Source organism: Streptomyces himastatinicus ATCC 53653 (assembly GCF_000158915.1).
Classification (GTDB): domain Bacteria; phylum Actinomycetota; class Actinomycetes; order Streptomycetales; family Streptomycetaceae; genus Streptomyces; species Streptomyces himastatinicus.
The window spans coordinates 4,200,609-4,207,505 of record NZ_GG657754.1; the positions used below are offsets into that span (position 1 = coordinate 4,200,609).

The 6,897-nt window shown below is 71.1% G+C and carries 4 protein-coding genes and 1 pseudogene; 1 reads left to right on the plus strand and 4 read right to left on the minus strand.

Annotated features, from left to right (window positions below; translation table 11 throughout):
* The first annotated feature begins 35 nt into the window (after positions 1-35).
* Positions 36-1,017, plus strand: a pseudogene (locus SSOG_RS48535) (IS5 family transposase).
* Positions 1,018-1,036: 19 nt separating this feature from the next.
* Here SSOG_RS48535 and SSOG_RS17255 read toward each other — a convergent pair.
* From SSOG_RS17255 to SSOG_RS17270, 4 genes are all read right to left on the minus strand, one after another.
* On the minus strand, positions 1,037-1,732 hold the full coding sequence (locus SSOG_RS17255; RefSeq protein WP_009715523.1) for a response regulator transcription factor: 696 nt from the start codon (positions 1,730-1,732) through the stop codon (positions 1,037-1,039).
* A gap of 264 nt (positions 1,733-1,996) precedes the next feature.
* Positions 1,997-3,796 (minus strand): hypothetical protein, encoded by a 1,800-nt coding sequence (locus tag SSOG_RS17260; RefSeq protein WP_009715524.1) that lies wholly within the window; start codon positions 3,794-3,796, stop codon positions 1,997-1,999.
* A gap of 275 nt (positions 3,797-4,071) precedes the next feature.
* Positions 4,072-5,898 carry an ABC-F family ATP-binding cassette domain-containing protein gene (locus SSOG_RS17265; RefSeq protein ID WP_009715525.1) on the minus strand — a complete coding sequence of 609 codons (1,827 nt, stop codon included), beginning with the start codon at positions 5,896-5,898 and terminating at the stop codon, positions 4,072-4,074.
* Positions 5,899-5,944: 46 nt separating this feature from the next.
* Positions 5,945-6,871, minus strand: coding sequence for a 4-(cytidine 5'-diphospho)-2-C-methyl-D-erythritol kinase (locus SSOG_RS17270; protein WP_009715526.1), 927 nt, complete (start codon positions 6,869-6,871; stop codon positions 5,945-5,947).
* Between the last annotated feature and the right edge of the window lie 26 nt (positions 6,872-6,897).

Below are 6,897 nucleotides of genomic sequence, written 5' to 3' on the forward strand. Positions count from 1 at the left end.
ATCGGCGGTACCTGCCGATCCGGTAGGACTGTGGTGTGACGCGTACGCAACTCACGGACGAAGAGTGGGAGTTCATCGGGCCATTCCTGCCGGTCGGCAGGTTTGGCCCGTACCCCGACCGGCTGCGGGATCAGTTCGAGGGGGTGATCTGGCGGTTCCGCACCGGCAGTCAGTGGCGGGAGATGCCCGAGCGGTTCGGCGCCTGGCAGACCGTCTACAACCGCTTCATGCGATGGCGGGACGCGGGTGTTTTCCAGGCCCTGCTGGAAGAGGCGATCGCCGAGGCCGTCCGCAGGGAGGAAATCGACATGTCGCTGGTCAGCGTGGATTCCACCACCACGCGGGCTCATCACGACGCGGCCGGCATGCGGGTCAGCGAAGAGACCCTGGCCGCGCTCGAAGAGGCGGCCTCGCAAAAGGGGGAGCGTCCGGGGAACAAGGCGGACAGGACGGCGAAATCGATCCGGTCCGCGCCGAACGCCGACGCATCCGCTTACGACGGCGGGCACGGCTGAAGGCCGCCCTGCTCGGGCGGTCCCGCGGCGGGCTGACCAGCAAAATTCACCTGGCCGCCGACCGGCGATGCCGGCCGATGGCGCTCCTTCTGACCGCCGGGCAGGCCGCCGACAGCCCCCAGTTCATCCCAGTCCTGAGCAAGGTGGGGTCCGTCTACCCGTCGGCCGTCCCCGCACCCGGCCCGCCGCCGTGGCCGGCGACAAGGCCTACTCCTCCCGCGCCAACCGCGCCCACCTGCGCAAACGCCGTATCAAGGCGGTCATCCCGGAGAAGAAGGACCAGGCAGCCAACCGCAGGAAGAAAGGCAGCCGGGGCGGCAGGCCCGTCACCCACAACGCCGATCTCTACCGCGATCGCAACACGGTTGAGCGGGCCATCAACAGGCTGAAGGACTGGCGAGGCATCGCGACCCGCTACGACAAGACGTCCGAAAGCTACCTCGCCGGACTGCATCTCCGCGCAGCGACCATCTGGATCAGCAGCCTCCTGAAAGCCAATTGATCACAACCGCAGACAGCCCCTAGGAGGGAGACAGCGGCGTCGCGCCGCGGTGCGTCGCCGCCCGGTCCAGCAGACCGGTGCGCGCCGCCAGCGCCGCCGCCTCCAGCCGGGATCCGACCCCGAGCTTCATCAGCACCCGCTGCACATGGGTGCGCGCCGTGCTGGGCGCGATGCCCATGCCCGCGGCGATCAGCCGGGTGTCCTCGCCCTCCGCGACCCGCATGAGCACCTCCACCTCGCGCGGGGTCAGCATGCGCAGCAGCCGGGCCCCCTCGTCGTCCGGCTGGGCCGCGGGGTTGAGCAGTTCCGCGAACGCCCCCTGCAACAGCTGCGGGGCCACCGCCGCCTCGCCCGCGCGCGCCTTCATCATGGCGCGCTCGACGCCCTCGATCCGCTCGTCGTGCCGGACATAGCCCGAGGCGCCCGCGGCGAACGCGGCGGCGATACCGCGTGGGTTCGGCACCGGGCCGAGCACCACCACCGCGACCTGTGGCCGCTCCTTCTTGATCCGCACGACCGGTTCGAACACGCCCGGATCGGCAGGTGTCGCCGTACCCAGCAGACACACCTCCGGTGCCCGGCTCACCACCAGCTCCGCCGCTCCCGCGCTCGGCGCGGCCGCGGCGAGCACCCGGTGCCCGCGCAGCTTCAACGCCGAGGCGAGGGCCTCCGCGAGCAGGCGGTGGTCATCGACCACCATGAGTCGCACGCCCATGAGTTTCCCCCCTTTGCCCCGGGAAGCTACACGCTTGTTCGACGTTGCGCGCCCCTTACCCGGAAGAAGCCCCCCGGAATGCCGAAATCCCGCCCATCTGCGCCTACTTGACATCTCATTCACGTCTGAAACAGATCGATGCGCCCTGCCCGGCGGAACGGATTCGATCATGGAGAATCCCTGGCATCCCTGGCGGAAAACGGCGGCGGCCCCGCCCGTACGGTGCGTACGGGCGGGGCCGCCGAGGGGTTGCGCCGGTGGGGGTCAGCTGCCGCCGAAGATGATGGCCAGCGGGTCGTCCTGGTCGTACGAGCCGGAGGGTTTGTCGGCGTAGACGGTGCTCATGTACAGCCGCTGGTCGGAGTAGATGATCTCCGAGTAGCTGGGGCTGAACTTCGACTCCATCTCCCCGCTGTCGGCCGGGTTCTGCAACAGCTTCGACTTCTCGTACGACTTGGGGTCGATGCGCCACACCGCACCGCCCTCGTCAAAGGTGCTCTCCTGGTAGGCGAGCACGAAGCCGTCCTTGTCGAGGCCGAGCGGTGTCATCGCGGCCTGCTTGACGCCGTCCGTCTTGCCGACCGGCTTGCCGGTCGTCAGGCTGAACGCCACGACCTCGTTGGCCGTGGTGGTGCTGTCGTAGCTGTTGCGGTCCTCCGACCCCAGGAAGAGGGCGCCCGCCGACTTGCTGACGGCGATCTGGCGGCAGCCCTCGACGCTGGTCGAGGGGCACTTGGCCTGGTACTTGCCGTTCTCGGTGCTGATCTTCGCGCGCACCGTACCGGCCTTGGCGCTGTCGTCGATGGACAGGAAGTCGGAGACCCCGGAGCCGGTCGAGTCGCCCGCGTCGAGCCCGATCACCAGCGGGTCGGTGGACGCGACGTGCACGTAGTCGATGCCCTGCGACACCTTGTACGCGGACTTCACCGCGCCCGTCTTCGGGTTCAGCGTCTGGACCTGGATCTGCGGGCTGTCGTACTGACCGCACTGGCGCACCGCGACCAGCTTGGTCTCGCTGCCGGCATAGCCGCGGTCCTCGCAGTCGTCGGTGGCCTGCGGCTTCCACAGCTGCTTGCCCGACGACGACCAGGCGGCGCCGCCGCTGGTGCCGCCCGCGGCGACCGTGCCGCCGCCGAAAGTCACCTCGTCGAAGGGGACCTTCTCGTCCCCGTCACCGACGTCCCGGTGCCACCGCATCTTGCCGTTCTTCAGGTCCAGCAGCGCGACCTGGTTGCAGCTCGGGTACTCGTCCTCCTTGGTCGGCTTGCTCTCCTGGTAGAGGACCGCGGTCAGACCGTCCTTGGAGACGTGGTCCGAGGACCAGCAGACCGCACCGGCAAGGGGAATCGACCACTTCGCGGATCCGCCGTCCAGCGGATAGCCGTCGATCTTGTTGACCCCGGCCTTGACGAAGGTGTCGCCGACGGTCCACATGCCCTCGACCGTGACCTGGTCATTGACCTTCGGCATGGGGAGCTTGTTGACCAGTCGGGTGTTGACCGTCTTCGGCGCGGGCTGGTTCTTGGTGCCGCCCGTGCTGCCCTGGCTGGTCTGCTTGTCCTTGTCCTTGGCCTGGTCATCGGTGGCGCCACCGCCGTTGGTGGCGAACCATATGCCGCCGCCGATGACCAGCGCGACCGCGACCACCGCGCTGACGATGACCGCCATCCGCTGCTTGGACCGGCCGCTGCCGCCGGGGCCGCCGCCCTGGCCCGGGCCGCCGGGGTACTGCGGCTGGGGCGGGTAGCCGTAACCCTGCTGGCCGTACTGCTGCTGACCGTAGGGCTGCTGGCCGTACTGCTGCCCGTACTGCTGCTGTCCGTACTGCTGCTGGTACGGGGACGGGGACGGCATGGCCGCCTGGGTGGGCTCCGCGTGCACCGACTGCCCCGGGTAGCCGTAGCCGCCCGCGCCCTGCGGGGGCGTCTGCGGCGGCTGCGACGGCGGGCCCGGGGGCGGCGGAGGCGGGACGGGCGGCTGCTGCGGATAGCCGTAACTCGGCTCCTGCGGCGCGCCGAAGCCGCCCTGCGGCGGCTGATTCGGCGGCGGAGGCGGCTGTGACATGGGTATTCCTTTGAAGCGAGCCCATGGACCGACTCGGCCTCCCCCGCTATCCCGGCGGCCGGAACCCGCCGGGATGGAGTGAATCGGACATGCGACCCGCCGGTGAGCAGCAGGGCAAGGCGGGAGTTCTTTGTATCACCCGGTCATGACAAGCCACGGGCCGGTCGCCATCTATCGAGCAGCTGAGACCGGCCCGTGACGCGACTGTTGCGCGCGCGTCGTCCGCCCTCACGCGGCGCCGGGGCCTCACCGTCGTCGGCTCACGCGTCGTCGGCTCAGGCGTCGTCGGCCAGCTCCAGCCAGCGGGTCTCCAGTTCGTCCCGCTCCCCCGTCAGCTCCCGCAGCTTGGCGTCCAGCTCGGCGACCCGGGTGAAGTCCGTGGCGTCCTCGGCGATCTGGGCGTGCAGCGTGGACTCCTGGTCGCTGATGCGGTCCAGCCGCCGCTCGATCTTCTGGAGTTCCTTCTTCGCGGCACGCTGCTCGGCCGCCGAACGCTGCCCGCCGGACGGCGCCTCCGCGGCCTTCTGCTTGCCGGAACCGGACGCGGACGGGGCCGTCGCCGCGGCCAGCATCCGCTGCCGCCGCTCCAGGTACTCGTCCACCCCGCGCGGCAGCATGCGCAACGTGGCGTCGCCCAGCAGCGCGAGCACCCGGTCGGTGGTGCGCTCCAGGAAGTACCGGTCGTGGCTGATGACCACGAGCGAGCCCGGCCAGCCGTCGAGGAGGTCCTCCAGCTGGGTCAGGGTCTCGATGTCCAGGTCGTTCGTCGGCTCGTCCAGGAACAGCACATTGGGCTCGTCCATCAGCAGCCGCAGGATCTGGAGCCGGCGCCGCTCACCGCCGGACAGATCGCCGACCGGCGTCCACTGCTTCTCCTTGGTGAAGCCGAACTTCTCGCACAGCTGCGAGGCGGTCATCTCCCGGCCCTTGCCCAGGTCGACGCGCTGCCGCACCGCCTCGACGGCCTCCAGGACGCGCAGGTTCCGGTCGAGTTCGGCGACCTCCTGCGAGAGGTACGCGAGCTTCACGGTCTTGCCGACGGCGATCCGGCCGCTCTCGGGCTGCCGTTCGCCCTCGCTGCGCGCGGCCTCGGCGAGGGCGCGCAGCAGCGATGTCTTGCCCGCGCCGTTCACGCCCACCAGGCCGATCCGGTCGCCCGGCCCCAGCTGCCAGGTCAGATGCTTGAGCAGCACCTTCGGCCCGGCGGTGACGGTCACGTCCTCCAGGTCGAAGACCGTCTTGCCGAGGCGGGAGTTCGCGAACTTCATCAGCTCGGCACTGTCGCGCGGCGGCGGGACGTCCGCGATCAGCGCGTTCGCCGCCTCGATGCGGAAGCGCGGCTTGCTGGTGCGGGCCGGGGCGCCGCGGCGCAGCCAGGCCAGCTCCTTGCGCATCAGGTTCTGCCGCTTGGCCTCCTCGGTGGCGGCGATGCGCTCGCGCTCGGCCCGGGCGAAGACGTAGTCGCTGTAGCCGCCCTCGTACTCGTGCACCGCGCCGCGCTGCACGTCCCACATGCGGGTGCAGACCTGGTCCAGGAACCAGCGGTCGTGGGTGACGACCACCAGCGCCGAGCGGCGCGCCCGCAGATGACCGGCCAGCCAGGAGATGCCCTCGACGTCGAGGTGGTTCGTCGGCTCGTCGAGGACGATCAGGTCCTGTTCGGCGATCAGCAGCTGGGCGAGCGCGATACGGCGGCGCTCGCCGCCGGACAGCGGGCCGATGACGGTGTCCAGGCCCTGCGGGAAGGCGGGCAGGTCGAGCCCGCCGAAGAGCCCGGTGAGAATGTCCCGGATCTTGGCGTTGCCCGCCCACTCGTGGTCGGCGAGATCGCCGATCACCTCGTGCCGGACGGTCGCGGCGGGGTCGAGCGAATCGTGCTGGGTCAGCACGCCCGCCCGCAGGCCCCCGGCGTGGGTGACGCGGCCGTCGTCGGCGGGTTCGAGCTTGGCGAGGATCCGGATGAGCGTGGTCTTCCCGTCCCCGTTACGGCCGACGACGCCGATGCGATCGCCCTCGTTGACCCCGAGGGACACGCCGTCCAGCAGCGCGCGGGTGCCGTACACCTTGCCGACGGCTTCGACGTTGACCAAGTTGGTGGCCATCACACTCCTGTTTCGCGGATCGATCGACGTCCCAGGGTAGTCGCGGTCAGGGAGTGATCACCGTCGCCCCGGGCGCCGGGCCGGACGCCGTCCGCACGGTGCGGCAGGTGCCGGACGCCGCGAGCGCCGTGGCCACGTCCTGCGCGGCCTCCGCGTCCTTCGCCAGGAACGCGCAGGTCGGGCCGGAGCCGGATACCAGGGACGCCAGCGCGCCCCCTTCCGCGCCCGCGCGCAGCGTCTCGGCGAGCGCCGGGCGCAGGGACAGCGCGGCGGGCTGGAGATCGTTGGTCACGGCGGCGGCCAGCGCGGCCGGGTCGCCGGTACGCAGGGCCGTGAGCAGCGCCTCGGACGGCTCCGGGTCGGGAATGTCGTCCACGGTCGCGCCCGCCCCCGTCTCCTCCCGGAGGCGGTCGCACTCCCGGTAGACGGCCGGGGTGGACAGGCCGCCGTCCGCCACCGCGAACACCCAGTGGAAGGTCCCGCCCGTCTCCAGCGGCGTCAGCAGCTCCCCCCGGCCGCGGCCGAGCGCCGCGCCGCCGACCAGGCTGAACGGGACGTCGCTGCCCAGGTCGGCGCAGAGCGCCAGGAGTTCGGTGAGGCTGGTCTTCGTACCCCACAGCGCGTCGCACGCCAGCAGCGCCCCGGCGGCGTCCGCACTGCCGCCCGCCATGCCGCCCGCGACGGGGATGTCCTTGGCGATGTGCAGATGCACGTCCGGCGCGATGCCGTGGCGCGCGGCGAGCGCGACCGCGGCGCGGGCGGCGAGGTTCGTGTGGTCGGTGGGGACGTGCGGCGCGTCGGTGCCCTCGACGGTGACCCGGAGGGTTTCGGCGGGGGTGGCCGTGACCTCGTCGTGGAGCCCTACGGCGAGGAAGACGTTGGCCAGGTCGTGAAAGCCGTCGGGGCGTCGGCCGCCGACCGCGAGCTGAACGTTGACCTTCGCGGGGACGCGGGCGGTCACGGGGCGGGTCACGGGGCTCCTAGGGGAGGGGGTGGGGT